Source organism: Novosphingobium sp. Sphag1I, assembly GCF_056279125.1.
This window is the reverse complement of record NZ_JBWBQS010000012.1, coordinates 12,559-38,536: the sequence shown is the minus strand read 5'-3', so window position 1 is coordinate 38,536 and position 25,978 is coordinate 12,559. Positions and strand designations below refer to the sequence as shown.

Below are 25,978 nucleotides of genomic sequence, written 5' to 3'. Positions count from 1 at the left end.
GGCAGCTTTCAACTTGAGGCAGGTCAGGGGCCTCTGGTGGCCTTAGTCTAAACGTCTCTACTTAAGCGACACTTATCACATTACCCCGTGGGACCATGGCCGCGCCAGAGGTTTGACACAGAAAAAGGTGACTTCTGTCATCGCCTTGTTGTATCGCCCCAGCATAAAGCCCCAGATACGGACACCAGTTCCCCATGTTAACCGATCTCCTGCCTGTTTCGCTGCACCATGGCGCGGCAATCTTCGACGTTCTGGCCGCCGGGGCCAGCGCGGTGAAAGAGCCGATCTATTGGGCCAGTCTGGGTTTGAAAAAGGGGATCGATCTGGGGTTTTTCACCCTGCGCTATTATTCGATGGCCTATCTGGCGGGCATCATCTTTGGCTATTGGCACCTCTCGCGCATGATCCGCCAACCGGGCAGCCCGCTGGCGCAGCGACATGTCGATGACCTGTTTTTCTGGTGCACGCTGGGCATCATTCTGGGCGGGCGTCTGGGCTATGCGACCTTTTATGACCACACGCTCTATACCGAACCGATGAAATTGCTGCGCCTGTGGGAAGGCGGCATGAGTTTCCACGGCGGGTTGATCGGGGTGGTCGTGGCCGTGGCGCTGGTGTGCCGTCAGGCCAAGCTATCCTTTATCCGGGTGCTGGATTATGTCGCGCCCTGCGCGCCGGTAGGGCTGTTTTTTGGCCGCATCGCCAATTTCATCAATGGCGAATTGTGGGGCCGCGTGGCCGGGCCGGATGTGCCATGGGCCATGGTGTTCCCCGATGAAGCCGCAGGCAGCTTTGCCCGTCACCCCAGCCAGCTTTATGAAGCGGGCCTTGAAGGTCTGGCGCTGGGGCTGGTGCTGTTTGCGCTGTTCTGGCTGACGCGGGCGCGTTGGCGGCCGGGCATGTTGATGGGCACTTTCGCGCTGGGCTATGGCATGGCGCGTTTCATCGTCGAATTCTATCGCGAACCGGATCAGCAATTGGAGGAATTCGCCGCCCAGACCCATATGTCGATGGGGCAATGGCTGACCGTGCCGATGATCCTGCTGGGCCTGTTCCTGATCGTGCGGTCTTTGGTGCGGCCTATGCTGGGGGCGCGGGTTCCGGTGCGTTCGGGCGCCGATGGCTGATCTTTCCGACCGGTTGCGCCGCCTGATCGCGATGCAGGGGCCGATCCCGCTCGCGCTTTACATGGCCGAGGCCAATGCCCATTATTATTCGACCCGCGACCCGTTGGGCGCGGGCGGCGATTTCATCACCGCGCCCGAAATCAGCCAGATGTTTGGCGAGATGGTGGGCGTGTGGCTGGCCGATGTGTGGCGGCGGGCCGGGGCGCCCGCGCGGGTGATCTATGCCGAACCGGGGCCGGGGCGCGGCACGCTGGCCCGCGATGCCTTGCGCGTGGCGGCGCGTTTCGGTCTGGTGCCGGATGTGCATTTCATCGAAGGTTCGCCCGAATTGCGTCGCGCGCAGGCGCAGGCTTTTCCGCAGGCGGTCTGGCACGAGGATCTCTCGACCCTGCCCGAGGATGCGCCGATCCTGCTGGTTGCCAATGAATTTCTCGATGCCTTGCCGGTGCGGCAAATGGTCAAGACGCCAACGGGGTGGCGCGAGCGGATGGTCGGGCTGGACGAGGATCGGTTCGTGCCGGTGTCGGGCGGATTGCCGATGGATAAAGCCATCCCCAAGGCATGGCAGGGGGCCGATGCGGGCGCGATCGTCGAAACATGCCCGGCGGCCAGCGCCACCATGGGCGAAATCGGCGCAAGGCTGGCCGCGCAGGGCGGGGCGGCGCTGATCATCGACTATGGCTATGCGCCAAGGCAGATGGGATCGACGCTTCAGGCATTGCGCGCGCATCAGCATGTCGATCCGTTCGCAACGCCGGGTGAGGCGGATCTGACCTGTCTGGTCGATTTTGTCACCGCGGCCCATGTCGCGCAAACCCATGGTGCGCGGGTGATGGGGCTGGCGGGACAGGGGGGGTGGCTGATGGCTTTGGGCATGGCCGAGCGCGCGGCGTCACTGGCCAAGGCCGCACCGGATCAGGCGCAGGAGGTCGAGGCGGCCTATCACCGCCTGACCGCGCCCGATCAGATGGGTGTTTTGTTCAAGGTTTTGGGGCTGGCCGGGCGCGATTGGCCCGATGGTGCGGGATTTGCGCCTGTGACCAATCCGTAAATCTGCGATACAGCTTTTCCTCCGCATACAGGCGGGCGCGCAACCGTCCGATTCTGCCGAAAGTTTCACCATTTCTGCCCAGCCTTCCTTTGCCCGGCAATCGCGGTTGCGCAGTCGCGCGACGGCCATCGCGCTGTCGCTGGCGATCATGCTGCTGTTTATCGCGGCGCTGCTCAGTCTGGGGCTGGCAGGGGCGAGCAAATTGCCCGGCGTGCCGCATCTGGTGTCGATCCAACTGGACGATGGCAAACAGCAGGCCAAGGCGCAGCAGCAACAGGTGACCGCGCCCAAGGTGGCGAAACTGGCCCAGCCGCCCAAGACGCCTGTGCCCACCCCGCCGGAGCCTGTGCCGACCACCCCGCCGCCGGCCAATTACATCAAGCTTAACCACGCCGATTTCGCCGCATCCGACATTGGCGCCATCGGTCGCCGTACCGAAGCGGTCGCGGCTGCCAATGCCGCCGCTCAACGCGCCGCGGCCGTCGGGCCGGGTGAGGGGCCGGGCGGCGTCCATCTCTACGCCGCTGCATGGTATCGTGAGCCAAGTGACGCGGAACTGCGCCCCTTTCTGGCCGGGGCCAACGCGCCGCCGGGGGCATGGGCAACGATCGCCTGCCAAACGGTTGATCGTTTCCATGTCGAAAATTGTCAGGAACTGGATGAATATCCGCTGGGTTCCGGCCTTGCGCGCGGGTTGCGCCGGGCCTCGTGGCAATTCCTTGTCTGGCCGCCGCGTGTCGATGGCAAGCCGCAGATAGGGACTTGGGTGCGGATCAGGTTTGATTTTACCAAAGGGTGATTTTGGGGCGGGAGGGTTTTTGCCTCCGGCGGGCAAAGGGATCCATCCCTTTGCAATCCCGTTATGGGGTGGCGTTTGATCGAAGCGTGGGTGGTTTTTAAAGCCTGCGGCGCGGCGAACTCGCGCTGATCAGCGCCGCAGGCTTTTAATTTCCGATATTGCGCCCGGCACCCAAGGTCCAATTCACAGCGCAACCTATACAGTATGGTGACTGCAAAGGGACAAGTCCCTTTGCCCGCCGGAGGCCCTTAAAACCCCGGGAAAACCCCTTAATTCGTCTCCCGCTTCATCCGCTCGGCCAAAGCCTCCAGCTCTGCCGGTTCAAGCAGCCATGTCCGCGTGATCCGCCCGGCGCGATGCACGGGCGCGGTCAGCAGCAGGCGGGCGTTTTCCCGCGCATGGGGTTTGTAGAGTGTGAAATGGGTCACGCATTCGCGCACATCGGCGATCACGGGCACGCGACCTTCGAGGTCGATCATCGTCGCGGCTTGGTCCCACGGGATGGTATCGACGGTGGCGCGCTTGGGCTCGCTGGGCATATAGGCGTCGGCCGAGGTGTAATCGCGCTTTTTATCTTCTTCATCAGACATCGAGGTTGGCCACGTTGAGCGCGTTTTCCTGAATGAATTCGCGGCGGGGTTCGACAATATCGCCCATCAGGCGGGTGAAGATTTCGTCCGTTACGTCGGCATCCTCAACCTTGACCTGCAACAGGGCGCGGTTGTTCGGGTCCAGCGTGGTTTCCCAGAGCTGTTCGGCGTTCATTTCGCCAAGGCCTTTATAGCGCTGGATCGAGAGCCCCTTGCGCCCGGTGGCCAGCACTGCTTCGAGCAATTGCGAGGGGCGCGTGATCGAGCCATCCAGATCAACCGGGCGCGCGGCGGCGGGGGCGTCATCGCCCTCGGTCTCCTCGGCTACCGGCTCGGGTTCGGCCACGGCGGTCGAGCGGCTGAACTTGGCGGGGGCGCTGTAAACCTCGGCCTGTTCGGCGGCCAAACGGGCCAGCTTGCGCGCTTCGGCGCTGATCAGGAAGGCGGCCTCGATCTTGTGATAATCGGTGACGCCGCGCCAATGGCGCAGGAATTCGACATGGCCATCCTCGGTCAGGATCGCTTCCCACTTGGCCTCGCGGTCGGCGCGGCCCAGCCATGCGGCGGCCTTGTCGAGGGCGGCCTTGCGCTCGTCCGGCGTCATGCCATGTTCAAGCGAACCGGCCAGCGCCATCGCTTCGATGACGGCGGGGTTATACTTGCGCTGAACAAAGGCCATCAGGTTGCGGAAGCGCAGGGCGTGTTCGACCAGATCCTCCAGATCGCGGCCCGAACGCGCGCCCGTGGCGGTTTCCAGCATCCGGCCCGACAGGCCCGCTTCGACCAGATAACGGTCAAGCGCGGCATTGTCTTTCAGGTAAACCTCGGACCGCCCCTTGGCGACCTTGTACAAAGGCGGCTGGGCGATGAACAAATGCCCCGCACGGATGATGTCGGGCATCTGGCGGTGGAAGAAGGTCAGCAGCAGCGTGCGGATATGCGCGCCGTCGACGTCAGCGTCGGTCATGATGACGATCTTGTGATAGCGCAGCTTTTCCAGATTGAATTCATCGCGGATGCCGGTGCCCATCGCCTGAATCAGCGTGCCGACTTCCTTGGACGAGATGATCCGGTCGAAACGGGCGCGCTCGACGTTCAGGATCTTACCCTTCAAGGGCAGGATCGCCTGATAATGGCGGTCGCGGCCCTGCTTGGCCGAACCACCGGCCGAGTCACCTTCGACCAGGAAGAGTTCGCACTTCGACGGATCGCGTTCCTGACAATCGGCCAGCTTGCCCGGCAGGCTGGCGATGTCCATCACCCCCTTGCGGCGGGTCAGTTCGCGGGCGCGCTTGGCGGCCTCACGCGCGGCGGCGGCGTCGATGACCTTCTGGATGATCGATTTGGCGTTGGCAGGGTTTTCCTCCAGCCACTGCGTCATCTTGTCGGCCATCAGGCTTTCCAAAGGCTGGCGCACTTCGGAAGATACGAGCTTGTCCTTGGTCTGCGAGGAGAACTTGGGATCGGGCAGCTTGACCGACACAATTGCGGTCAGGCCCTCGCGCATATCCTCGCCCGAGAGTGAAACCTTTTCCTTCTTCAACATGCCCGAACGCTCGGCATAATTGTTGAGCGTGCGCGTCAGCGCGGCGCGGAAGGCGGCGAGGTGCGTGCCGCCATCGCGCTGGGGGATGTTGTTGGTGAAGCACAGGACGTTTTCGTAGTACGAATCGTTCCACTGCAACGCCACATCGATGCCGATCCCGTCCTTGTCCGCCGTGATGGCGATAGGTTCGGGGATCAGCGCCATCTTGTTGCGGTCGAGATAGCGCACGAAGGCCGCGATGCCGCCTTCGTAATAGAGGTCGTGTTCCTTGACTTCCTCTCCGCGCAGATCGCGCAGCAGGATGCGCACGCCCGAATTCAGGAAGGCCAGTTCGCGGTAGCGATGCTCCAGCTTGTCAAAGTCATAGACAGTGACATTCTTGAACGTCTCGTCGCTGGCCAGGAACGTTACGCGCGTGCCGTTCTTCTTCTGGCCCTTGCGGGTGCCTGATTCATAGATCGGCGCCTCGCCCTTGACGATCAGCGGGTTTTCCGCGTCGCCATTGCGGAACCGCATCCAATGTTCCTTGCCCTCGCGCCAGATGGTCAGTTCGAGCCATTCCGACAGCGCGTTGACCACCGACACGCCCACGCCGTGCAGACCGCCCGAAACCTTATAGGCGTTGTCGTCGCTGGTGTTTTCAAATTTGCCGCCCGCGTGGAGCTGGGTCATGATGACCTCGGCCGCCGAGACGCCTTCTTCGGGGTGGAGGCCGGTGGGGATGCCACGCCCGTTGTCCTCAACCGACACCGACCCATCCGGGTTGATCTCGATCAGCACCAGATCGCAATGGCCCGCCAAGGCTTCGTCGATGGCATTGTCCGACACTTCGAACACCATGTGATGCAGGCCGCTGCCGTCATCGGTGTCGCCAATATACATGCCGGGGCGCTTGCGCACCGCGTCCAGTCCCTTGAGGACCTTGATCGAGTCTGCGCCATAGGCGTTGGTGTTGGGTTGATTGGTGTTCGAATTTTCGGTGCTCATAGATAGCCTATAGGCATTTTGGCGCAGGACTGAAAGGCGCTTTGCCCCCTTCCGTCCACAGAGTTTTCCTGCTGAATTGCCGCAAAATCGCGAATAGGCGAAACAGGAGGCAATAATGAAGCATGGCAGGCAGTTGCTGGCCGGAGCGGCAGCTCTGGCGGGAGTGATGGCGGGCGGGGTCGCGGCCGCACAGGAGGCGCCCTTGCGCCCCGATCAGGTGGCCTTCCGTTCGCTGTACAAGGAACTGGTCGAAACCGATTCCTCGATCACGACGGGCTCCTGCACGCTGCTGGCCGACAAGGTGGAAAAGCATCTGCGCGCCGCCGGTTATGGCGACGCCGACATCACCCGTTTTGCCGTGCCCGAACATCCCAAGGAGGGCGGCCTTGTCGTGATCCTGCCCGGCACCTCCAAGACATTGAAGCCGATCCTGCTGCTGGGCCATCTCGACGTGGTGGTGGCCAAGCGTGAGGATTGGACCCGCAACCCTTATGAATTCATCGAGGAAGGCGGCTATTTCTATGGTCGCGGCACATCCGACATGAAGGCGATGGACGCCATCTGGATCGACATGATGGCGCGGATGAAAAAGGAAGGCGTCAAGAACAAGCGCACGCTCAAACTGGCGTTGACCTGCGGCGAGGAAACGAGCTGGGCGTTTAACGGCGCGCAATATCTGGCCAATAACAAGCGCGACCTGATCGATGCGGAATTTGCGCTGAATGAAGGCGGCGGCGGGCGCACGGACGGAAAAGGCAAGGTCATCGTCCAGAACCTGCATGTCGGCGAAAAGACGGTGGTGAATTACCGGATCGAAGCGACCAATCCGGGCGGCCATTCCTCGATCCCCATTCCCGACAATGCGATTTATGAATTGTCGGATGCGCTGGTAAAATTGCGCGCCTTTGATTTCCCGCTGATGTTGAATGACACTACACGCGCTTTCTTTGCCAAGGCCGGCCCCGCGCGCGGCGGCGATATGGGCAAGGCCATGGTCACCATCGCCACCGCGCCCATCGGCAGCCCGGAAAGCAAGGCCGCCGAGGCGATCCTTAATACTGACCGCTCCTATCACTCGATGTTGCGCACGACCTGCGTGGCGACGCTGCTTGATGGCGGCCATGCCAACAATGCTCTGCCCCAGCGGGCCGGGGCCAATGTCAATTGCCGCATCTTCCCCGGTGTGGCGGCAGAGGACGTGCGTGCCACGCTGGAAAAGGTGATTGCCGATCCGAAAATGACCGTGAAGCAGGTCGATGATCGTGGCCCTCTGGCCAAATCGCCGCCGCTTACGCCCTTTATCGTCGGCCCTGCGGAACGGTTGGTGGCGAAATATTACCCCGGAACGCCGCTGGTACCGGTGATGTCGACCGGCGCGACCGATGGCATCTATCTGGAGGCGGTGGGCATTCCTTCCTATGGTCCTCCGGGCCTTTATGGCGATCCCGATGGCAATGGGGCGCATGGTTTGAACGAACGCGCCATCGTCAAGGCTGTCTATACGGGGCGCGAATTCCTGAACGAACTGGTGAAGGAATACGCCAACAAGTGAGTGCGGCGGGCGGGGGCGAGGTTGATTTCGCCCCCGATCCGCAATTTGTCGTAGTTTGGCGGCAAATGGGCGGATTTTACGATATGTGATATTGTATCATTAAAATGGGGGTGCTAGGAGGATCCGTATGAGGGCGTAGCGGTGCTGCGTCGCAACAAGAATAAGGGTCTGGCATTTCCCATGAAAATCACGCGCATCCCCCCTGCCTGCGCAACTGCGGCCTTGGCTGTCGCTTTGGCCTCCCCCGCCTTTGCCGCTGATGATGCCGCGCCCGATGGTGGCCTGCATGCCGGCCCCCCGGCTGAAATCGTCGTTTCGGGCGTCTTGCCCCGCAACCAGCAGGACATCCTTTCGGGCGTCGCCGTGCTCAAGGGCGCGCATCTCGATCAGGCGCTGCGCTCCTCCATCGGTGAAACGCTGGCCCATACGCCGGGCGTGACGGCCACGTCCTTTGGCCCCACGGCCTCGCGCCCCGTGTTGCGCGGGATGCAGGGCGAGCGCGTGCGCGTTCTGGTCAATGGCATCGGGTCCATCGACGTGTCGAACACCAGCGCTGACCACGCGCCCGCCGTCAATCCCCTGCTGGCCGACCGGATCGAGGTGCTGCGCGGGCCGCAGGCTTTGCTTTACGGTTCGGCGGCGGTGGGCGGCGTAGTCAATGTGATCGACCGCCGCATCCCCAATGAAGTGCCCAAGGAGCCGATCCATATCAGCACTTTGGCCACATATGGTTCGGCGGCGAATGAAAAGTCCTTTGCCGGAACGGTGGATGTGCCGCTGGGCGGGGGCTGGGTGGCCCATGCCGATGGCAGTCGGGCGGTGTCCGATGATATGAAGATCGGCGGCTATGCGCTGACGCCCGCCTTGCGTCAACAGGCTTTGGCCACGGCGGCATCGGGCGCGGGCGATCCGGATATCGATTATGCCGCCAATGCCAATGTAAAGGGGCGCCTGCCCAATACCGCCGCCAAAAGCTGGGAAGCGGGCGCAGGTATCGCCTATATCGGCGCACAGGGCAGCATCGGCTTTGCCTATAGCCACACGGACAGCCTCTATGGCGTGCCAATCCGCTACGCCACTCTGCCCGATCAGGAGCAGGAAGCCCCGCGCATCAAGCTGCAACAGGACCGTTTTGACATGCGCGCCGAAATCCGCCCGGTTGGCGGCGCGATTGAAAAGATCTCGGCCCGTGTCGGCTATGCGGCCTATCAGCATGCCGAGCTGGACCCGACGGGCGCGGTGGGCACCCGCTTCTTCAACCATGGCATCGAGGGCCGCCTTGAAGTCACCCAGACCAAGATGGGCGGATGGCAGGGCGCCAGCGGCGTGCAATTCGTCAATCGCGATTTCAACGTGATCGGCGATGAAGCTTTTCTGCCGCGCAACAGCACCCAGCAACTGGGCCTTTTCACGCTGCAAAGCTTTGATGCGGGCGCGGTCAAGTTTGAGGCGGGTGGCCGTTATGAACATTCCAGCCTGAGCGCATCGCCCTTGCCCGATCAGACCCAGTTCTGGGGCGGTCAGCGTAATTTCGACACATTCTCCTTCTCTGGCGGGGCGACCTATCGGGTCAATCCGGCATGGACGCTGGGCCTTTCGGCATCGCGCACCGAACGTGCTCCCGCGGCCGAGGAAATGTTTGCCAACGGGCCTCATGCCGGGACGCAGGCGTTTGAAATCGGCGATGTGAACCTGAAAACCGAACGCTCCACCAGTGTCGAGGCCATCGTGCGCGGCGGCGGCAAGGGTTATTCGATCGAGGCTTCGGTCTATCACAGCTGGTTCGGCAATTTCATTTACGAAGATCCGACCGGCGTGACCGAAGACGGCCTGCCCGTCTATCAGATGCGTCAGGCGCCCGCGCGCTATTACGGTTTTGAGATTCAGGGCGCGGCGACTCTGGCCGAAATCGGTGCGTGGCGTTTGCAGGCCGACGCGATGGCCGATGCGGTCAAGGCGACGATTTCGGGCGTCGGTCCGGCCCCGCGAATCCCGCCTCTGCGCGTGCTGGGCGGCCTGACGCTGAGCGATCCGCGGTGGGATCTGCGCGGCGAGGTCGAACATGTGACCGCGCAAAACCGCATCGCGGCGCAGGAAACGCCGACGGCGGCCTATACGCTGGTCAATGCCGAATTCGGGTTCAAGCCGGGCGGCAAGGATGGCCGGGTGTCCTTTACCCTTGGCGCGCGCAATCTGTTCAATGTCGATGCGCGCCGCGCGGCCAGTTTCCTCAAGGATTACGCGCCCTTGGCCGGACGCGATATTCGCCTGTCCGTGCGTTTGACGGTCTGATCGAGGTCATGGTTGCGCCGCATGCATTTTGCAGCGGTGCAATCTTCTATGCTGCAAATGCGAAGGGCTGCCTCACCGAAGTGGGGCAGCCCTTTGGTGCTTCATGGGGTTGAGAGGACCATGGAAGCTATAGTTTGTGTGACCGCGATTAGGCCAGCACAGCAGCGAAAAACAGGCCGCTGACGCTGAGCGCGGCGGCAAAAGCCACGATATTGCGCGACATGGGGTTACTCCTGGGTTGTTGTTATGCCGACCTGTGCTCTACGCTATTTGGCGTAGTGACTGCCGTCTGTGAGACGGGCATATACGACCAAAGTTTTATTTTGCACGTGCGAAGACCTCGACCGATGTTGCGTTTTGCGCAACCGAATCGTGCATGGCGCCCAATCCCCTCTCACCCCCCTTTCGGCGCGCTTTTCTGGCGCCAATGGGCCTGCGCTATCTGGACAATTGCGCGCGTAAACCTTACGGGCCTGCCATGACTGTCCAGCCATCCGACTCCATCCTCATCGTCGATTTCGGCAGCCAGGTGACCCAGCTGATCGCACGCCGCGTGCGCGAAGCGGGCGTCTATTCCGAAATCGCTCCCTTCAGCATGGCCGAAGCCGCCTTTGCGCGGATGCAGCCCAAAGGCATCATCCTGTCGGGTTCGCCCGCCAGCGTGCTTGACGCCAATGGCCCGCGCATCCCAGAGGTTATTCTGGAAAGCGGCCTGCCCATCCTTGGCATCTGCTATGGCCAGCAAAGCCTGATGCATCAGCTGGGCGGGGAAGTGACGGGTGGCGACGGCGGCGAGTTCGGCCGCGCCTTTATCGATATTAACGACACTTGCGCGCTGTTCAACGGCCTGTGGTCGATTGGTGAAAAGCATCAGGTGTGGATGAGCCATGGTGACAAGGTCACCGCGCTGGCCCCCGGTTTCCGCCCTGTGGCGTCCAGCCCCGGCGCGCCCTATGCCGTGATCGCCAATGATGAAAAGCGCATTTATGCGATGCAGTTCCACCCCGAAGTGGTCCACACGCCCGATGGCGGCAAGCTGCTGAAGAATTTCGTACGTCACGTCTGCGGCCTGAAGGGCGATTGGACGATGGCGGAATTCCGCAAGACTAAAATCGCTGAAATCCGCGAGCAGGTCGGTTCGGGCCGCGTGATCTGCGGTCTTTCGGGCGGCGTCGATTCGGCGGTGGCCGCTGTGCTGATCCACGAAGCGATCGGCGAGCAGCTCACCTGCGTTTACGTTGACCATGGCCTGATGCGCATGGGTGAAAGCGAACAGGTGGTCAGCCTGTTCCGCGGCCATTTCAACATTCCGCTGGTCCATGTCGATGCCTCGACCCTGTTCATGAAGGGCCTTGAGGGCGTCACCGACCCCGAAGCCAAGCGCAAGTTTATCGGCAAAACCTTCATCGACGTGTTCGAAGACGAGGCCAAGAAGATCGGCGGCGCCGACTTCCTTGCTCAGGGGACGCTTTACCCCGACGTCATCGAATCGGTCAGCTTTACCGGCGGGCCGAGCGTGACGATCAAGAGCCACCACAATGTCGGCGGTCTGCCCGAACGCATGAACATGAAGCTGGTCGAGCCTTTGCGCGAACTCTTCAAGGATGAAGTGCGCGATCTGGGCCGCGAACTGGGCCTGCCCGACATTTTCGTGGGACGCCATCCGTTCCCCGGACCCGGCCTTGCCATCCGCATCCCGGGCGAAGTCAGCCGCGAACGCGCGGACATCCTGCGCAAGGCTGATGCGGTCTATCTCGAAGAAATCCGCAACGCGGGCCTCTATGACGCCATCTGGCAGGCTTTCGCCGTGCTACTGCCGGTGAAAACCGTGGGCGTGATGGGCGATGGTCGCACCTATGACCACGTCTGCGCCCTGCGCGCTGTGACCAGCACCGATGGCATGACCGCCGACATCTATCCCTTCGACGCGGCCTTCCTGTCGCGCGTGGCCACCCGGATCATCAACGAGGTCAAGGGCATCAACCGTGTGGTCTATGACTACACCTCGAAGCCGCCCGGCACGATTGAGTGGGAATAATCGGCCGCACAGCCGACCAGTAAAAAGGCCAGCGGGGCATCCCTCGCTGGCCTTTTTGTTTTCAGGACTTGCGCTTTTACCCCGCAGGCGGCGTGGCCGGAGCCGCCGCCGGAGCAGGCTTGGGCTTGGTATAGGGCACGAATTCGCCCAGCCCCACCGATCCGCGCCACCACATGCCCGCGCCGCCATTGCGCGTGGCCAGTTGGACGATATCAACGTTGCACAATTGCGATCCCCAGGTCTTGGTGATCAGAATGTCATCATCATCCAGCGATTGCGGATAGGGCGGGCGGTTCACATAGATCGTGCCGCCCATGTCATAGACGATGGCGGTGCGATCGATGATGGTCGTCGAACGGATCTGGGTCAGGTTGATGCAATTGACGGGTTTTCCTGGCACGCGATCCTTGACGATTTTCGCCAATTCCTGATCCGGGGTCAACCTTTCGCGCGCGTCAATGGCGGGTGCGGACAAAAACGCCAATGCGCCGCCAGCCAGTGCGGCGCTGCGAAGCATGGAACGAACAGACATTTGCCTTCTCCTTGGGCCTGAAGGCCCCCTTCGGATTCGGTTAATACGCCCATTCGGCTGAACCGTCCATGAGTCGCGTGAAAGGGGCGCTCAGCCCGTTCCGCCGACGGTCAGGCCTTCGACCAGCAAAGTGGGCTGGCCCACGCCTGCGGGCACGGACTGGCCGCCCTTGCCGCAAATGCCGACGCCTTCGTCCAGCGCGAGGTCATTGCCGATCCCGGTCACGCGGGTCAGCACGCTTGGCCCATCGCCGATCAGCGTCGCCCCCTTGATCGGTGCGCCCAATTTGCCGTCCTCGATCATGTAGGCTTCGGTGCAGGAAAAGACGAATTTGCCGCTGGTGATGTCCACCTGCCCGCCGCCAAAGCTCTTGGCAAAAATGCCGTTTTTAACGCGGGAGAGCAGTTCGGCCGGGTCATCATTCCCGGCCCGCATGAAAGTGTTGGTCATACGCGGCATGGGCGCATGGGCATAATTTTCGCGCCGACCATTGCCGGTGGGGGCCACGCCCATCAGGCGCGCGTTCAACCGGTCCTGAAGATAGCCCTTGAGAATGCCATCCTCGATCAGCACATTTTCCTGAGTCGGCGTACCCTCGTCATCGACGCTGAGCGAACCGCGTCGGCCCGCGATGCTGCCATCGTCCACCACGGTCACACCCGGCGCGGCCACCCGTTCGCCCAGACGGCCCGAGAAAGCGCTGGTGCCCTTACGGTTGAAATCGCCCTCAAGGCCATGGCCCACCGCTTCATGCAGCAGCACCCCCGGCCAGCCCGGCGCGAGCAGCACGGTCATCTCGCCCGCCGGTGCCGCCACCGATTCCAGATTGATCAAAGCCTGCGCCAGCGCCGCATCGATGGCCCGGTTCCACGTTTCCGGCTTCATCAGGTCATCATAGAGATAGCGCCCGCCGATCCCGAAGCTGCCCGTTTCGCGGCGCCCGTTCTGTTCGGCGACGATGGAAACATTCAGACGCACCAGCGGGCGAATGTCCGTCACGGCATCGGCATCGGCGCGCAAAATTTCCACCACCGACCACGAACCCGAAATCGAGGCGGAAACCTGCGCCACGCGTGGGTCGCGCGCGCGGGCGGCGGCATCGATCTGTTCAAGCAGCGCGACCTTGGCGGCAAATTCCACGCCGTCGAGCGGCGAAGCATCGGTATAAAGATGGCGATTGGTGCGCACCGGCGGCGCGGCCTTGGCGCCCGTCGTCGGGTCCAAAAGCGTCAGCGTTTCGCCCGCCCGCGCAATCGCTGCGGCGGAAATTTCATTGGCATGGGCAAAGCCGGTCATCTCGCCCGACACGCCGCGCAGGCCAAAGCCTGCCTCTCGGCTGTAGTCGCAGGTTTTCAACCGGCCATCATCAAAGCCAAAGGCTTCGGACGCGATGAATTGCAGATAAAGCTCGCCATCGTCGCATTGGGCCAGAGTGCGGCCCACCAAAGCGCGGGCTTCATCGGGTTCAAGCTGGCCGGAACGGTAAAGCAGCGAGCGGGGGTCGGCAGAAAAGGTCATGCCGTTGATATAGGCCGATGCCGCCGCCGCGCAATGGACTATTGGCGCGGCGGGGTTATGTCACGCGGCGCGTCCGTTGCGCCGTCGACATGATTGTTCAATGGTGGGCGTGCGCCTGATCCAGGACAAAGCGCTTGTCGCAATAGGGGCAATCCACAAACCCACGTTCGTCAATTTCGAGATAGACGCGCGGGTGACCCAGCGCCGACGGCTTAAACGTGCCATCGGTGCGGATAGCGTCGGCGCCATCGCAGTGAACGCGGTTGGTGTGAACGGTGACGGTTTCGGGCTGGTCGCTCATGGGAAAAGGCCACTAGCAGGAGTTTGACAGGAATTCCAGACCCCGCGCGTTGTCGATTGTGCGTCGTCGATGGTGCAATGCGGTGCGACAAATTGTTACAGGCTTTTGGCTAATTTATCTCCTTTGCCAAATCGTGTCATTCGCGTAAGGGATGATGCACGGGGGCCGAATTCTGCGTTAAAGCGTGCGAGGCCGATGTTGGGGCCATACCTCGCCGCTGATGGGTTGCCTTACTCTGTGTCTGATGGGCACGGTCGGGTAACCTCATAGGTGAGGTCGAAGAAGCATGCGTCACGCCCAACGAGAAAAGTTAATCTGCGACCTTACCCAGTCCTATGCCCCCGTCGGTGGTGGCGGAGTGAGCACCTATCTTCGGGAAAAGCGCCGCTATATTCTGGAACAGACCGATCATCGGCTGATCCAGATCGTGCCCGGCCCCGAAGATCGCGTTGTGGAACGCGGGCGGCATATCTGGGTCGAAGTGGGTGCCGAACAGGTTCGCGGAAGCCCGAATTACCGCTTTATCCTGCGCACGGGCGCCGTGCGTGAGGTTCTGGAACATTTCCGCCCCGATGTGATCGAATCGCTCTGCCCCTGGGTCTTGCCATGGACCGCGATCAATTATCGCCGGGCGCATCCCGAAACCGCGCTGGTTGCCGGTTATCACACCGATTTCCCCAATGTGCATATTCACCGCGTGGGCGAACGCCTGTTTGGCCGTCGCATGGCCGATGGGTTGCGTTCGGTGGGCGTGGCCTATGCGCAAAAGACGTATAATGCTTTTGACCGCGTCTATGCGTTGAATGAGCCGGTGCGTGATCAATTGGCGGAATGGGGCATTGGCCATGTCGATGTCATTTCGCTGGGCGTGGATACGGATCAGTTCAATCCTTCGCGCCGCGATCCGGCTTTCCGTGAAAAGCTGGGGCTGGCGGGCAAGGGGCCGCTGTTGATGTATGCCGGGCGCATCGACAATGAAAAGCGCGCGCACAAGCTGGTCGAGATGTTTCGTCAATTGCCGCCTGAAATGGGCGCGGCGATGGTGATGCTGGGCGATGGCAAATTGCGGGACCGTCTGATCCGTGAAACGCGCGGCCTGCCGGTGGCTTTGCCCGGATTTGTCGATGATCGCGATGCACTGGCGGTCGCGCTGGCTTCGGCGGATATTTATGTGTCGGCCATGGCCGATGAAACTTTCGGCATTTCGGTGATCGAGGCGCAGTCGAGCGGCCTGCCCGTGGTCGGTGTGGCCAGCGGGGCCATGCCCGCGCGCGTGCCCGCTGGTCTTGGTCGCCTTGGCCCGGTCGATGATGCCAAGGCCATGGCCGAGCATGTGCAGGCGCTGTGGCGCGGCAATTATCGCGCGATGGGCGATGCGGCGCGCAAACATGTCGAACAGCGCTTCAGCTGGAACAAGACCTTCGCGCAATTGGTGAACGAGGTCTATCCCGCCGCCATGATGCGCGCGATCGAACGTCGTTCGGCGGTCTATCGCTGGGCCGAACATCGCCTGCCCGAACTGGTGCGGTCCGCCGTATAAGCGTGGTTGCGCGTATGGCGTCAGGGGGTTAAGCAGCGGGCATGAGCCAATCTGACGCCCCCGCCATCTCGATCCGCAATCTGGTCAAGCGCTATGCGCCCGCAGGTGGAGGAGAGGGCAAGCTGGCGCTCAAGGGTGTGTCGCTTGACGTGCCGCAGGGACAGATCTTCGGCCTGCTGGGCCCGAATGGCGCGGGCAAATCGACCATGATCAACATCATGGCGGGCATGGTGCGCAAGACCAGCGGCGATGTGTCGATCTGGGGCTTTGACATCGACCGCGACCGGCGCAATGCCTCGCGCGCCATCGGCATTGTGCCGCAGGAAATCGTGTTCGATCCGTTCTTCACCCCGATCGAGGTGCTGGAAAACACGGCGGGCCTTTACGGCATCCCCAAGGCGGAACGCCTGTCAGAGCAACTACTGGCCGATGTACATCTGTCCGACAAGGCCAAGGCCTATGCGCGCACGCTGTCGGGCGGGATGAAGCGCCGGTTGCTGGTGGCCAAGGCGATGGTGCATCAGCCCCCCGTGCTGGTTCTGGACGAACCGACCGCGGGCGTGGACGTCGAATTGCGGCGCCAGCTTTGGGAACTGGTCAAGCGGCTCAATGACGAGGGCGTGACGGTGGTGCTGACCACCCATTACCTCGAAGAAGCCGAGGAATTGTGCGACCGCATCGCCATCATCAACCACGGCGAATTGATCGCCAACAAGCCCACGCGCGAAATGGTCGATATGGCCCGTGAAAAGATCGTGGTGCTGACGCTCGACCGCCCGGTGGTGGTGTTGCCCAGCCATCCGGCCTTCCTGAAATGCGTCGCGGCGGCCCCGGACAAGATCGAGATCACCTATAACAAGGACAAGACCAATGCCGGCGAGATCCTTGGCGTCGTTCAGGGGCAGGGCATGGTGATCGTCGACGTGACCACGCGTGAGGCTGATCTTGAAGATGTCTTTGTCAGACTGACAACCTCGGCCTGATGACGCCGTAACGCGGGCCGGTAACGGGTCAGGGCGCGCAGTCGCGTCGAAATTGCCGGCTTCTATGTGCTTCTATGTATGATCCGCTTCGGTCGAATTATTGGACGATGGCTGCTCCATCCATTCCTTGACCCAACGCCCCCGGTCCATCCGACGTACGGGCTTGTTGCAAAACCGACAGGTTCCGATGAAATTCAACCCATCCCATTTTACGCGATTCCGGCGTGGGGCATGGCGATTGAATAGGCACAAAGGCAGTTCTAGTTTCATTGCGGCGGCCCTGAATAAGACGCAGGCCATTGACAGGCACATCCTGTTGGAAGTGCCTCATGGCTTTGCGGTGTGAACTTGTATTCCTTCGATCCAGCAACGTAGATATACCTAAACTAGTTCGGCGCAAAGTATTATATTGCTGCGATCATGGAAAATTTCTTTGTTTACTAAACTCTTATATTCTTAGGCGACGCAAAGTGCGAAAATGGCGCGTCCGATGCGTTGTTGGCTTTTCAAACGGGTTCATTGGGCGCAAAGCGGGGCCGCGAATCGCTTGCCGGTTGCCCGCATGCCGCAACAGCGGATCCGGTCGCAATCACAGTGTGAATGCTGCACCGGCCCAGTTTGGAATGGTTTATGAATGCAGATGTGATCGTGATCGGTTCGGGTGCTGCTGGTTTGACGGCGGCGCTTTCCCTTGCAGAGCGCCTCAAGGTACTGGTGCTGGCCAAGGGGACGTTGACCGGCGGTTCGACGGCATGGGCACAGGGCGGCATCGCCGCGGTGCTGGATGCGGGCGATACGTTTGAAGATCACATCCGCGATACGATGGTCGCCGGGGCGGGGCTGAACCGACAGGAAACCGTTGAATATGTGGTCGAACGCGCGCCTTTGGCGATTGAGCGTCTGGCCGGGCTGGGCGTGCCTTTCAATACAGAAGGTGACCATCTCCACCTCCACCGCGAAGGGGGGCATTCGCACCGACGCATCGCCCATGTGGCCGACGCCACCGGCTGGGCGGTTCAGGAAGCGTTGATCCGCGCCGCACAGGACCATCCCAATATTACGCTTTTGCCGGGGCAAAGCTGCATCGACCTGATCACCGGGCGGCACGAGATGCGCTATTCCGGGTCGGGCCGCGTTTGGGGCGTTTACGCGCTGGACGAAAAAACCGGCAAGGTTGAGGCCCATATCGGCCGCGCCACTATTCTGGCCACGGGCGGGGCGGGGCGTGTCTATCAATTCTCGACCGCGCCGCGCGGGGCGACGGGTGATGGTATTGCCATGGCGTGGCGTGCGGGCGCGCGCGTTTCCAATATGGAAATGATGCAGTTCCACCCCACCTGCCTTTATAATCTGGAGGTCAAGAACTTCCTGATCACCGAGGCGGTGCGCGGCGAAGGCGGCCATCTGATCAACCCGCGCACCGGCAAGCGTTTCATGCCCGAATATGACGAGAGGCTCGAACTGGCCCCGCGCGATGTCGTGGCCCGCGCCATCGACAGCGAGATCAAGAAATATGGTCTCGATTTCGTCCATCTGGATATCAGTCACAAGCCCGCCACCTTTGTGCGTGAGCATTTCCCCAATATCCATGACAAGCTGATGACGCTGGGCATCGATATGACCAGGGAACCGATCCCGGTCGTCCCTGCCCAGCATTACACATGCGGCGGAGTAGTGACCGATTTGGACGGTCGCACCGATCTGCCCGGCCTGTATGCGGCGGGCGAATGCGCGGAAAGCGGGCTGCATGGCGCCAATCGTCTGGCATCCAATTCATTGCTGGAATGTCTGGTATTTGGCGATGCGTCGGCGGGCGATATTCTGGCGCGCTGGGATGAATTTGACGCACCGCCCGCGATCCGCCCGTGGGACGAAAGCCGGGTTTCGGATTCGGACGAAGAAGTCATCATCAAGCAGAACTGGACCGAAATCCGCCGGTTCATGTGGAATTACGTGGGCATCGTGCGCAGCACCAAGCGGCTTGAGCGCGCAGCCCATCGCATCAAGCTGTTGTTTGATGAAGTGAATGATTATTACGGCCACTTCCGCGTAACGACCGACCTTATCGAATTGCGCAACCTGTTGCAGAGCGCGGATCTGATCGTGCGTTCGGCGCTCAAGCGGCATGAAAGCCGCGGCCTGCATTACACGCTGGATTACCCCAAGACGGTGGAACCGGCGCAGGACACGGTTCTGGTCCCCTGAAACACAGCGAGGGGCGTGATTCCTGTGCCTTTGCCGCGAATTGTGTCTTCTGCGTTGTACGCGTCGATATTCGAGGGTCTGTCGCTTGGTGCCTGCCATTGAACTGGCCCCGCCTCTATTGGCACGTGTGCGGCCAAGTTAGGCGTAAACCAATGCCGCCATGCTGCGGTTCGGCGCTTTGACCGGTGCCGCAACAGGGCAATCGATGAGGGGGGCTTTGGCTATCTGCACCGGCATAGCGTCACACTCGCACACCGAGATTGTGCGCCAAGCTTCATAAGGACGTCCTTGGCGTCGGCTATGTAGCGGGCTGTAGAAGATTTATGAGGGCACCGAGGCTTGCGACAACGCCCCGGCTTCACCGCTAATCGGTTTGCGCCAAGAGCGAAGAAAAAGGCCGATGATGAGATTGGCCTAAATCAAAGATCGTGGCGGAGACGCCGGGATTCGAACCCGGGGTGCCCCCTTAAGGGCACGACGGTTTAGCAAACCGCTGGTTTCAGCCACTCACCCACGTCTCCGGATCGCAGCGGCGAAGGCGGCCTATAGCGGGGCATTATCCACCCGGCAAGGGGGTAGAATGATTTCTTTTTATTCCTTGGGGAAATGCCCGATTGCCGTTGGGGCCAAGGCACTTCAGCTTGCAGCAAGGGTGGGGCGGGCACGTTTTGCCGTATATCCGACTCGGCCTGTCGCCCATGGCTGGTACAGGTCGCGGCGATGGATTGTTCAAAAGACTGGCGCCCGATAGATGTGGCCCGCACCGCGATGAGAGGAATGAAGCGATGAAGCCAAACCGTCTTGCAGGCCACGGCGCCCGAATTGGCGCTTTGGTGGCGATGGGCATGATGGTCCTTGCCCCGGTTGCCCATGCGCAGAGTAATCCGCCAATCGATTCCGATCTGGTTCGGCCCGATTCTCCGGCCACCGTTGCTCCGGCCAACCCGGCGCCTGCCGCGCCCTATACGCCGCCCGCGACGGGGGCCACCTATGCGCCCGCCAACGGCCCTGCGCCCACGCCGCCGGTCGATGGTCGGACCTATCATCAAGACGATCTGATCGGGGCGGCCGAGGGCGTCTTTGGCAAAGGCGCAAAGGGGCTGGCCCAGATCATTCAGGATATCCTGAAAAAGCAGGGCGAACCCAATGGCTATATTGTTGGCCGTGAGGCAGGCGGGGCTTTTGCGCTGGGCGTTCGTTATGGGTCGGGCACGTTGTATCACAAGATCGAGGGGCAGCGTCCGGCCTATTGGGCTGGGCCGTCGATCGGTTTTGATGCCGGGGCCAACGCGGGCAACACTTTCATGCTGGTCTATAACCTCTACAATACCGAGGATCTCTATCACCGCTTTGGTGCGGGTGAAGGGCAGGCCTATTTGGTCGGCGGTTTCAACGTTTCCTATATGCGCCGGGGGGATGTTGTGCTGATTCCGGTGCGGATGGGCGTTGGTCTGCGACTTGGCGTCAACGGCGGCTATATGAAGTTTTCGAAAAAGCAGAACTGGAATCCGCTCTAAGCGCGGTTTCGTGGCGATACGCCCTTGCCCCCTCGCGCGCGTGGGGGTAAGGGCGCGACCATTATGCTCACGAACCTCAAGCAACAGCCCGCCGACGCGCTTCTGGCGCTGATCAAGCTCCACAATGCGGACCCCCGCGAGGACAAGATTGACCTCGGCGTGGGTGTCTATCGCACCGATACGGGCGCCACGCCTGTGTTCGAATCGGTGAAAGCGGCTGAAAAGCTGCTGCTCGATACGCAGGATTCGAAAGCCTATCTCGGCCCCGAAGGCGACATGGGCTTTGTCCATGCGCTGATGCCCTATGTGTTTGGCGCCGCCAACCCGACCATGGATGGCCGCATCGACGGTATGCAGGCCCCCGGCGGCACCGGCGCTGTGCGTCTGGCCGTGGCTCTGGCCAAGAAGGCGGGCGTCACCCGCATCCTGATGGGCACGCCCAGCTGGCCCAACCATGCACAGATCGCCGCTGACGTTGGCGTCGAAATCAAGGGTTTCAATCACGCCACCAAGGCTGGCGTTGCCGATATGGATGCTCTGCGCGAAGCGATTGCCGGGGCGCAGGCCACCGATGCCATCATGCTGCATGGCTGCTGTCATAACCCCACCGGCATTGACTACACCAAGGCCGAATGGGACGAAATCGCCGGTCTGATCAAGGCCAAGGGCATCCTGCCGATCCTTGACCTTGCCTATCAGGGTCTGGGTCAGGGCATGGAAGAAGACGCCTATGGCATCCGCCGCGTTCTGGCCGAAGTGCCCGAAGCGCTGATCGCCTATAGCTGCGACAAGAACTTCGGCTACTACCGCGACCGGGTGGGCGCGCTCTATGTGCTGGCCCAGAATGCGGACTCGGTGAACATCGTGCTTTCGAACGGCGCCACGCTGGCCCGCGCGGCTTGGTCGATGCCGCCTGATCACGGCGGCGCTGTGGTTCGCCTGATCCTCTCGGATGCTGGCCTGACCGCTTCGTGGCTCAACGAACTCGACGTCATGCGCGCCCGCATGAACGAAGTGCGCGCCAAGCTGGGTTCGGCGGGCGTTCAGGGCTCGGTCGATTTCGCGCCCTTCGGCACGCAGAACGGCCTGTTCTCGATCGTCCCGCTGACCGGCGATCAGGTTCTGGCCATGCGCGAAAAGCATGCCGTGTATATGGCGGGTTCTGGCCGTATCAACGTGGCGGGCCTGACGATGGGCAACATCGACAAGTTCATCGCAGCTGTGGCTGACGTTACGGCTTGATTTGGGATTTGGGGGCTTTGATGCCTCCGGCGGGCAAAGGGACTCGGTCCCTTTGCAATCCCGATATTGAAAGAGCGCCTCGTTTCGGACGGGGCGCTCTTTTCGTTTGTATAAAGCCTGCGGCGCGGTGAACTTGCGCTGGTTGGCGCCGCAGGCTTTCAATATTCGACGTCGCGTCGGTCAGCCTTGGCCGAACCCATCACGCAACGCAGACAGTAACGGGAGCGCGAGGGTCTAGGCCCTCGCATCTAAACTCACCCCTTCAACGCCTGCATCCGCTTCAAATACCGCGCCAGAACATCGATCTCCAGATTGACCTGCGCGCCTTCAACCCACTGGCCCGCAGTGGTCACCTTGGCGGTGTGTGGGATGATGTTGAGGGCAAAGTGGCAGGTGCCATCGGCCTGATCGGCGATGTCGTTCACCGTCAGCGAGATGCCATCGACCGTGATCGAGCCTTTTTCAGCGATATAGGGGGCCAGATCGGCGGGGGCGGCAATAATCACGCGGATCGAGTCGCCCACTGAACCCACGCTGATCACCGTTCCCACGCCATCGACATGGCCGGTGACGATATGCCCCCCCAATTCATCGCCCAGCTTGAGCGCCGGTTCGAGGTTGAGCGTCGTGCCCACCGCCCATCGCCCTGCGACGGTGCGGCTGGTGGTTTCGCCCGAAATGTCCACGGCAAACCACGAATCGCCCGCGACCCCGCCCTTGTCCACCACGGTCAGGCATACGCCCGAACAGGCAATCGAGGCGCCGATGGCGACGCCAGCGGGGTCAAAGGGGGCGGTGATCCGGGCGTGGACATGGTCCTGTCCAGAAGCCTGTGCGATGGTGCCTAAAGCGGTGACAATGCCGGTAAACATGGGAAAGCCTCATAGATTTCCAGCGTGTCTTTGCCAAGCTGGCGTTGATCGGTCTTGTGCCAGCGGTCATGCGCCTGCGCCAGAGCGGAAAGGCCATATTCGCCGACGCCTTGCCGCCCGCCGCCGATCAGGATCGGCGCGCGATAGATCAGCAGGCGATCGACAAGGCCAGCGCGAAGGAAGGATGCCGCCGTGGCCGCTCCGCCTTCGACAAAGAGATAGAGTTCATCGCGCAAATCATGGATGGCGTCCGGTGAGGGCAGGGCGGTCCAGCCTTCGGGCACCGGCCCATGCGTCAGCACGAAACGCCGAGGGCTTTGCGCCTCCAATCCGGGCAGACGCACATCAAGGCGCGGATGGTCGGCCCGCAACGTGCCGCCGCCCACCAGAATCGCGTCCGACTGCGCACGCATCAGATGGGTATGGGCGCGGGCCTCGGCCTCGGTGATCCACTGGCTTTCACCATCGGCGCGCGCGATACAGCCATCGAGCGACATGGCCAGTTTGAGTGTGACATGCGGCCGCCCCTTCACCCGCTGCGCCAGATAGCCCGCCAGCGATGCGCGAGAGGCGGGGCAATCGACCTGTTCCACCGCGATACCTGCGGCGCGAATGCGGGCGATACCGGCCCCGGCGGTGCGCGGATCGGGGTCGCCGCATCCGATCACCACCCGCGCCGCGCCCGATGCCGCCACCAGATCGGCGCAGGCCGGACCCCGCGCCGACACATGGGCGCAAGGCTCCAAAGTCACATAGATCGTTGCCCCGCGCGCATCCACGCCGTCCAGCGCCACCGCTTCGGCATGAGGGCGCCCGCCTGCCTGTGTCCACCCGCGTGAAAGGACCACGCCATCGCGCACCACAATCACCCCGACGCCCGGATTGGGGCGGGACAAGGGCCGCGCCCGCCCCGCCAGCCTTGCCGCGGCGGCCAGCCAGCGCAGATCGGCGGCATCGGCCATTATTTGGCGGCGGCGGCCTGTACGGCCTTGGTGTGTTCGGCCTCGGCGGCGGCGGCCTTGGCCTCGGCGGCGCGCTCTGCGGCGGCGTCGCGTTCGATCTTGTCCACGTCCATGCCCGAAATCCGGCCCAGCGTGCGATAGAGCTTTTTGGTCTCTTCTTCCGCCTCGGCCTGTTCGCGCAGGCGGTCATCCTTGATCTTCTGGAACTCAAGGTTGCTGGCCTTGATTTCCTCGTCGGTGCGGTCCGCGCGCCAGCTGTTGATATAGGTGATCGAGGGCATGCGCGGGGGAACGCGGTGTTCTTCACGGATGATGAGCGAAAGCACTGTCCCGCTGGCCACCAGCGCGGCCAGCACAAAGCGCCACCGATGACGCCCGGCCGAGCGCCACACCGTGACAAAATCGGACACCGCGCCCGTCGGGGACACATCGGCCCACATCGAATTCTTGCGTTTGAACACCATCACGCCCCTCAGATAGGGATGAATCACGCCATTTGCCAGCCCAATGCGCCGCGATCAGCCAAGCGGCGTATAGAGCGAGCGCCCATGGCGTTTGAGCCAGCGGTTGGTTTCCTCGATACTGCCTTCAAACAATTGGCCAAGCAGGGCGTGAAACGCGGGCGAATGGTTGAAATGGACCAGATGCGTGACCTCATGCGCGACCACGGCGCGGCGCACCGAATCGGGGGCCATCATCAACCGCCAGTTGAGTCGCACCATGCCGCGTGCCGAACAGCTGCCCCAGCGCGCCTGTGCGCCCGACAGGGCCAGAGGGGGAACCGGCACCCCGGCGCGGGCGCAGTAAAAGGCCAGATCCTGCGTAAAATGCTCTCGCGCCTGTGCCTGTATCCAGCGGGTCAGGCGGGGGATCAGCGAATCGAGCGCGCCGCCCATGTGAATGACCCCGCCTTCACACACGACCCGGCGGGTGGAGCCGGGGATATGCGCGATCCGGTGCGGCATTCCGGCAAATGGGATCAATCCGCCCGGCGCCAACGCGACCTTGGGCGCGTGACGCGCCATTTGCTGGGCCAGCCAGTCGGCGCGCAATTTGGCGAAATCCAGTGCGTCCTGCGTCCGCGCCCATTGCGGGATGGCGATCCGCACCTCGCTGCCGTCGGGGGCAAGACGCATGGTCATCCGGCGCGATTGGGCCAGACGGCGAATGGCGATGGGCACGCGCACGCCATTCAATTCGATCGAGGGAGCATCCTCCTCATTCTGACTGCGGCGCAGCCAGTCGAGCATTATTCCTCGTCCTCAATGATCTCCATCGCTTCCATGCCTTCGGGCCAGATGATGTGATGGTGCAGGGGGCCAGCTACCGTCTCGCTGATCGCGCGGCCCTTGACGCTGGCGCCGGCGGCATGGACTCTGTTGCGGTCGCCGGTCAGAAGATAGTGCCAATCGGGCAGCGGCAGATCATCGGCCCGGCGGCGATAGGCGCAGGTTTCGGGCAGCCATGACAATTGCCGCACGCTTTTGGGCGTCAGACGGATGCAATCGGGCACATGGGTGCGGCGGTTTTTGTAGTCGGCACATTGGCCCGTGCGCAGATCGAGCAATTTGCAGGCGACATTGGTCATGTAAATGTCGCCGCTGTCCTCATCCTCGACCTTGTGCAGACAGCATTGGCCGCATCCGTCGCACAGGGCTTCCCATTCCGCCTTGCTCAGGCGGTGGAGCGGGAGTTCCCAGAACTGCTCTCTCATTTCACCCATTGTGCAAGGTCCTCTGCGACGGCCTGCGGGCCTTTATCGACGGGCAGCATCGAGATGGGTTCGCCATTCGGCCCCATCAGATAGGCGATGCGGCTGTGGTCCATCAGATAGCCGCCCGAGGTTTCCTTGCCCCGCGCATAATAGACGGCAAAGGCTTTGGCGGCCTGATCCACCTGCGCCGCTGTGCCGGTCAGACCGATCAGGCGCGGCGAGAAGGCGGCGGCAAATTCGCCCACGACCTTGGGCGTATCACGCGCCGGGTCGATGGAGATGAAGATCGGGCGGGTGCGGTCGGCCTCTTTGGGATGGGCCTTGGCAAAGGCGTCCAGCCCGCGCATCGCCACCGCGACATCCGTGGGGCAGGCATCGGGGCAGAACGTATAGCCGAAATAGACGATCCGATAGAAACCCTTGAAATCGGACCATTGAACGCTCTTGCCATCCTTGCCCACCAATGTGAAAGCGCCGCCGATGGCCGCGCCCGCCAGCGGCGGTTCGGATTTCGACGGCGCGGATTGGCATCCCGCCAGCATCAGGGCACCCGACATCAGGGCAATCAGGGCTGTTTGCAAAGGCTTGATCATGGCGTGGGCGTTCATGC

Annotated in this window: 22 protein-coding genes and 1 tRNA gene; 11 read left to right on the top strand and 12 right to left on the bottom strand. The window is 62.1% G+C overall.

From position 1 onward, the window contains the following. Nucleotides 1-194: 194 nt before the first annotated feature. From lgt to ACZ9HU_RS14770, 3 genes are all read left to right on the top strand, one after another. On the top strand, nt 195-1,127 hold the full coding sequence (lgt, locus tag ACZ9HU_RS14780; protein ID WP_476105990.1) for a prolipoprotein diacylglyceryl transferase: 933 nt from the start codon (nt 195-197) through the stop codon (nt 1,125-1,127). Further along, nucleotides 1,120-2,178, top strand: coding sequence for a class I SAM-dependent methyltransferase (locus ACZ9HU_RS14775; protein ID WP_476105989.1), 1,059 nt, complete (start codon nt 1,120-1,122; stop codon nt 2,176-2,178). Before lgt ends, ACZ9HU_RS14775 begins: the two co-directional genes overlap by 8 nt. A gap of 106 nt (nt 2,179-2,284) precedes the next feature. Then, nucleotides 2,285-2,977 (top strand): hypothetical protein, encoded by a 693-nt coding sequence (locus tag ACZ9HU_RS14770; protein WP_476105988.1) that lies wholly within the window; start codon nt 2,285-2,287, stop codon nt 2,975-2,977. Between the two features lie 269 nt (nt 2,978-3,246). Here ACZ9HU_RS14770 and ACZ9HU_RS14765 read toward each other — a convergent pair whose 3' ends face one another. After that, on the bottom strand, nt 3,247-3,516 hold the full coding sequence (locus ACZ9HU_RS14765; RefSeq protein ID WP_476106133.1) for a hypothetical protein: 270 nt from the start codon (nt 3,514-3,516) through the stop codon (nt 3,247-3,249). 43 nt (nt 3,517-3,559) lie between these two features. Beyond that, nucleotides 3,560-6,100, bottom strand: coding sequence for a DNA topoisomerase (ATP-hydrolyzing) subunit B (gene gyrB / locus ACZ9HU_RS14760; RefSeq protein WP_476105987.1), 2,541 nt, complete (start codon nt 6,098-6,100; stop codon nt 3,560-3,562). A gap of 115 nt (nt 6,101-6,215) precedes the next feature. Between gyrB and ACZ9HU_RS14755 the strand changes: the two genes are divergently transcribed. The 3 genes from ACZ9HU_RS14755 to guaA all read left to right on the top strand — a co-directional run bounded on the left by ACZ9HU_RS14755 (nt 6,216) and on the right by guaA (nt 11,982). After that, nucleotides 6,216-7,652: a M20/M25/M40 family metallo-hydrolase gene (locus tag ACZ9HU_RS14755; protein WP_476105986.1), complete on the top strand. Its 1,437-nt coding sequence runs from the start codon at nt 6,216-6,218 to the stop codon at nt 7,650-7,652. A 180-nt stretch (nt 7,653-7,832) separates the two neighbouring features. After that, entirely contained in the window at nt 7,833-9,944 is a 2,112-nt protein-coding gene (locus tag ACZ9HU_RS14750) for a TonB-dependent receptor (protein ID WP_476105985.1), read from the top strand. Between the two features lie 478 nt (nt 9,945-10,422). Further along, on the top strand, nt 10,423-11,982 hold the full coding sequence (gene guaA / locus ACZ9HU_RS14745; protein WP_476105984.1) for a glutamine-hydrolyzing GMP synthase: 1,560 nt from the start codon (nt 10,423-10,425) through the stop codon (nt 11,980-11,982). A 76-nt stretch (nt 11,983-12,058) separates the two neighbouring features. On the opposite strand, the gene ACZ9HU_RS14740 is transcribed toward guaA, so the two are convergent. The 3 genes from ACZ9HU_RS14740 to ACZ9HU_RS14730 form a co-directional block, all read right to left on the bottom strand. Beyond that, nucleotides 12,059-12,514 (bottom strand): hypothetical protein, encoded by a 456-nt coding sequence (locus tag ACZ9HU_RS14740; RefSeq protein WP_476105983.1) that lies wholly within the window; start codon nt 12,512-12,514, stop codon nt 12,059-12,061. A gap of 90 nt (nt 12,515-12,604) precedes the next feature. Beyond that, nucleotides 12,605-14,032: a metalloprotease TldD gene (gene tldD / locus ACZ9HU_RS14735; protein WP_476105982.1), complete on the bottom strand. Its 1,428-nt coding sequence runs from the start codon at nt 14,030-14,032 to the stop codon at nt 12,605-12,607. 97 nt (nt 14,033-14,129) lie between these two features. Beyond that, nucleotides 14,130-14,333 carry a zinc-finger domain-containing protein gene (locus tag ACZ9HU_RS14730; RefSeq protein WP_476105981.1) on the bottom strand — a complete coding sequence of 68 codons (204 nt, stop codon included), beginning with the start codon at nt 14,331-14,333 and terminating at the stop codon, nt 14,130-14,132. A gap of 358 nt (nt 14,334-14,691) precedes the next feature. On the opposite strand from ACZ9HU_RS14730, the gene ACZ9HU_RS14725 reads away from it, so the two are divergent. The 3 genes from ACZ9HU_RS14725 to nadB all read left to right on the top strand — a co-directional run bounded on the left by ACZ9HU_RS14725 (nt 14,692) and on the right by nadB (nt 19,061). Next, nucleotides 14,692-15,873 (top strand): glycosyltransferase, encoded by a 1,182-nt coding sequence (locus ACZ9HU_RS14725; protein WP_476105980.1) that lies wholly within the window; start codon nt 14,692-14,694, stop codon nt 15,871-15,873. Between the two features lie 41 nt (nt 15,874-15,914). Beyond that, a complete protein-coding gene (locus ACZ9HU_RS14720) occupies nt 15,915-16,856 on the top strand; it encodes an ABC transporter ATP-binding protein (RefSeq protein ID WP_476105979.1) in 942 nt (313 codons plus the stop codon). Nucleotides 16,857-17,486: 630 nt separating this feature from the next. Next, nucleotides 17,487-19,061 carry an L-aspartate oxidase gene (gene nadB, locus ACZ9HU_RS14715; RefSeq protein WP_476105978.1) on the top strand — a complete coding sequence of 525 codons (1,575 nt, stop codon included), beginning with the start codon at nt 17,487-17,489 and terminating at the stop codon, nt 19,059-19,061. Nucleotides 19,062-19,490: 429 nt separating this feature from the next. Here the strand turns inward: nadB and ACZ9HU_RS14710 are convergent. Further along, nucleotides 19,491-19,582, bottom strand: a tRNA-Ser gene (locus ACZ9HU_RS14710). A gap of 264 nt (nt 19,583-19,846) precedes the next feature. On the opposite strand from ACZ9HU_RS14710, the gene ACZ9HU_RS14705 reads away from it, so the two are divergent. After that, a complete protein-coding gene (locus tag ACZ9HU_RS14705; RefSeq protein ID WP_476105977.1) occupies nt 19,847-20,578 on the top strand; it encodes a DUF1134 domain-containing protein in 732 nt (243 codons plus the stop codon). A 63-nt stretch (nt 20,579-20,641) separates the two neighbouring features. Further along, complete coding sequence (locus tag ACZ9HU_RS14700; protein ID WP_476105976.1) at nt 20,642-21,820, top strand: amino acid aminotransferase; 1,179 nt, start codon at nt 20,642-20,644, stop codon at nt 21,818-21,820. Nucleotides 21,821-22,074: 254 nt separating this feature from the next. On the opposite strand, the gene ACZ9HU_RS14695 is transcribed toward ACZ9HU_RS14700, so the two are convergent. From ACZ9HU_RS14695 to ACZ9HU_RS14670, 6 genes are read right to left on the bottom strand one after another with little or no spacing between them, the layout of a single operon-like run. Next, on the bottom strand, nt 22,075-22,692 hold the full coding sequence (locus ACZ9HU_RS14695; RefSeq protein ID WP_476105975.1) for a riboflavin synthase: 618 nt from the start codon (nt 22,690-22,692) through the stop codon (nt 22,075-22,077). Continuing rightward, nucleotides 22,665-23,654: a bifunctional diaminohydroxyphosphoribosylaminopyrimidine deaminase/5-amino-6-(5-phosphoribosylamino)uracil reductase RibD gene (gene ribD / locus ACZ9HU_RS14690; RefSeq protein WP_476105974.1), complete on the bottom strand. Its 990-nt coding sequence runs from the start codon at nt 23,652-23,654 to the stop codon at nt 22,665-22,667. The genes ACZ9HU_RS14695 and ribD overlap by 28 nt, the downstream gene beginning before the upstream one ends. After that, on the bottom strand, nt 23,654-24,121 hold the full coding sequence (locus ACZ9HU_RS14685; RefSeq protein WP_476105973.1) for a hypothetical protein: 468 nt from the start codon (nt 24,119-24,121) through the stop codon (nt 23,654-23,656). Before ACZ9HU_RS14685 ends, ribD begins: the two co-directional genes overlap by 1 nt. 51 nt (nt 24,122-24,172) lie before the next feature. After that, nucleotides 24,173-24,904, bottom strand: coding sequence for a M48 family metallopeptidase (locus ACZ9HU_RS14680; RefSeq protein WP_476105972.1), 732 nt, complete (start codon nt 24,902-24,904; stop codon nt 24,173-24,175). Continuing rightward, entirely contained in the window at nt 24,904-25,377 is a 474-nt protein-coding gene (locus tag ACZ9HU_RS14675) for a YcgN family cysteine cluster protein (protein ID WP_476105971.1), read from the bottom strand. The genes ACZ9HU_RS14680 and ACZ9HU_RS14675 overlap by 1 nt, the downstream gene beginning before the upstream one ends. Next, complete coding sequence (locus tag ACZ9HU_RS14670) at nt 25,365-25,976, bottom strand: SCO family protein (RefSeq protein WP_476105970.1); 612 nt, start codon at nt 25,974-25,976, stop codon at nt 25,365-25,367. Before ACZ9HU_RS14670 ends, ACZ9HU_RS14675 begins: the two co-directional genes overlap by 13 nt. Nucleotides 25,977-25,978: the final 2 nt, after the last annotated feature.

Excerpts from the sequence above, each read along its gene's own strand:
- ACZ9HU_RS14675 (WP_476105971.1), bottom strand. The coding sequence starts at position 25,377 with ATGGGTGAAATGAGAGAGCAGTTCTGGGAACTCCCGCTCCACCGCCTG.
- guaA (WP_476105984.1), top strand. The coding sequence starts at position 10,423 with ATGACTGTCCAGCCATCCGACTCCATCCTCATCGTCGATTTCGGCAGC.
- ACZ9HU_RS14740 (WP_476105983.1), bottom strand. The coding sequence starts at position 12,514 with ATGTCTGTTCGTTCCATGCTTCGCAGCGCCGCACTGGCTGGCGGCGCA.
- ACZ9HU_RS14755 (WP_476105986.1), top strand. The coding sequence starts at position 6,216 with ATGAAGCATGGCAGGCAGTTGCTGGCCGGAGCGGCAGCTCTGGCGGGA.
- ACZ9HU_RS14670 (WP_476105970.1), bottom strand. The coding sequence starts at position 25,976 with ATGAACGCCCACGCCATGATCAAGCCTTTGCAAACAGCCCTGATTGCC.
- ACZ9HU_RS14680 (WP_476105972.1), bottom strand. The coding sequence starts at position 24,904 with ATGCTCGACTGGCTGCGCCGCAGTCAGAATGAGGAGGATGCTCCCTCG.
- ACZ9HU_RS14700 (WP_476105976.1), top strand. The coding sequence starts at position 20,642 with ATGCTCACGAACCTCAAGCAACAGCCCGCCGACGCGCTTCTGGCGCTG.
- ACZ9HU_RS14695 (WP_476105975.1), bottom strand. The coding sequence starts at position 22,692 with ATGTTTACCGGCATTGTCACCGCTTTAGGCACCATCGCACAGGCTTCT.
- gyrB (WP_476105987.1), bottom strand. The coding sequence starts at position 6,100 with ATGAGCACCGAAAATTCGAACACCAATCAACCCAACACCAACGCCTAT.
- tldD (WP_476105982.1), bottom strand. The coding sequence starts at position 14,032 with ATGACCTTTTCTGCCGACCCCCGCTCGCTGCTTTACCGTTCCGGCCAG.
- ACZ9HU_RS14750 (WP_476105985.1), top strand. The coding sequence starts at position 7,833 with ATGAAAATCACGCGCATCCCCCCTGCCTGCGCAACTGCGGCCTTGGCT.
- ACZ9HU_RS14705 (WP_476105977.1), top strand. The coding sequence starts at position 19,847 with ATGAAGCCAAACCGTCTTGCAGGCCACGGCGCCCGAATTGGCGCTTTG.
- ACZ9HU_RS14720 (WP_476105979.1), top strand. The coding sequence starts at position 15,915 with ATGAGCCAATCTGACGCCCCCGCCATCTCGATCCGCAATCTGGTCAAG.
- ACZ9HU_RS14765 (WP_476106133.1), bottom strand. The coding sequence starts at position 3,516 with ATGCCCAGCGAGCCCAAGCGCGCCACCGTCGATACCATCCCGTGGGAC.
- ribD (WP_476105974.1), bottom strand. The coding sequence starts at position 23,654 with ATGGCCGATGCCGCCGATCTGCGCTGGCTGGCCGCCGCGGCAAGGCTG.
- lgt (WP_476105990.1), top strand. The coding sequence starts at position 195 with ATGTTAACCGATCTCCTGCCTGTTTCGCTGCACCATGGCGCGGCAATC.
- nadB (WP_476105978.1), top strand. The coding sequence starts at position 17,487 with ATGAATGCAGATGTGATCGTGATCGGTTCGGGTGCTGCTGGTTTGACG.
- ACZ9HU_RS14775 (WP_476105989.1), top strand. The coding sequence starts at position 1,120 with ATGGCTGATCTTTCCGACCGGTTGCGCCGCCTGATCGCGATGCAGGGG.
- ACZ9HU_RS14730 (WP_476105981.1), bottom strand. The coding sequence starts at position 14,333 with ATGAGCGACCAGCCCGAAACCGTCACCGTTCACACCAACCGCGTTCAC.